Origin of the sequence: Ureibacillus suwonensis (genome assembly GCF_042655065.1) — a bacterium.
GTDB lineage: Bacteria > Bacillota > Bacilli > Bacillales_A > Planococcaceae > Ureibacillus > Ureibacillus suwonensis.
The window spans coordinates 1-1,374 of record NZ_JBHSNQ010000001.1 but is presented as its reverse complement, the minus strand read 5'-3'; the positions used below and the strand labels follow the sequence as shown (position 1 = coordinate 1,374).

The window sequence follows — 1,374 nt, the reverse complement described above, 5'->3', positions numbered from 1 at the left end:
TCCGAAATGATCCCCGACGAGGGTTGCGAACTTTTGTTCGCGACGCTCGTCGGGGCCACCAAGCGAAGCGCGGTAGAAAAAAGCAAATGTCATGCAAAAAGGACTCTCTCCCTGCTATGATGGTGATTGTCAACATCAACCGAAAACAGGAGGGAGAGAGTCCATGAAACATCTTACCACAGAATGGCCTTTATTAAAAGAGCTGGAGGAACAATTAGTCAGAACTCTTCAAAAGGTGTTCGCTGTCTTGTTGGCGACCCTTTTGGAGGAGATTGATCAACAACTGGCGGAAGCGCGGGACAAGCGCCGGTATCAGCTGAAAGACAAACGGCCGACTACGATCCAAACGCTGTTTGGAGAAGTGACGTTTCGACGGAACTACTACTATGACCGGCAAACGGGGAACTATACCTTCTTGCTGGATGCCGAACTGGGCTTTGATGGAGCGCAGTCGATCAGCCCTTGCCTCGAGGAAACGGCGGTCGAGTTGGCCGTAGAGTGCTCTTCCTACCGCAAAGCGGCCCGTACGTTGGAGTCGATCGTGGGGTATGCGGTCCTAAGCCACGAGGCGATTCGCCAACTGGTGCTGGAGGCCCCTGTCTCGCTGCACCGCCCTGTTTCCCAACGGCACGGCCGGGTGCTGNAAGAAGAGAAAATCCTGGCGGTTCACGAGGGATGGAAACGAAACGGTTCGCAGCTCGAGCTCGTGAACCGGCGCCACTACCTCCATGAAGGGGCGGGAGACGTGTGGGAACGGTTTGAAGAGTGGCTGATGAACGAATATGCCTATGATCCGTGCCGGGACCTTTTGATCATCAACGGCGACGCGGCGTCGTGGATCACGGCCTGCCGGGAGTATTTTGGGAAGCGGGCGTGCTTTCAGCTGGATCGATTTCATGTGGCGCGGGAGCTGCGTCAGTGTCTGTCCGGCCATCCGCGTTGGCGGGAGGTGCGGAGGAAGCTGGCGAAACAAGACGAAGAAGGACTTTTGGTCGAGCTGAACAGCGCGGTCGGCACGTTGGGGGACGAAGGCAAAGAACAACAGCTGGCCGCCTTGATTCGCCGGATCGAGTCGATGCCGGGATGCATCCGGGACTATCGGGAGTGGCTGTCGGAGCAAGGGGTGGAGACGACCGGCATGCGTCCGATGGGCCACGCCGAGAGCGTGATGAGCCGGTTTGCGCATCGGGTGAAATCCCGCCGCAGCTGGAAAGACCAAGGGCTTCGGGCGTTTCTGAGGGCGATGGCGGCCCGAATCGACGGGATTTGGCGGAGAAATGGGCAGTTGGTGGAGGAAGAAGAGACCCGAACGGCGGCCTCGGCCTCAACAAAGTCCAAGCGGATCGAACAGGCCAAACGGAAGGCCGGACGGTT

The 1,374-nt window shown here is 58.0% G+C and carries 1 protein-coding gene; it reads left to right on the top strand.

Annotation, left to right across the window (positions count from 1 at the left end):
* Positions 1-163 precede the first annotated feature (163 nt).
* A partial coding sequence (locus ACFPOH_RS00005; RefSeq protein ID WP_390308520.1) for an ISLre2 family transposase occupies positions 164-1,374 on the top strand: 1,211 nt, incomplete at its 3' end.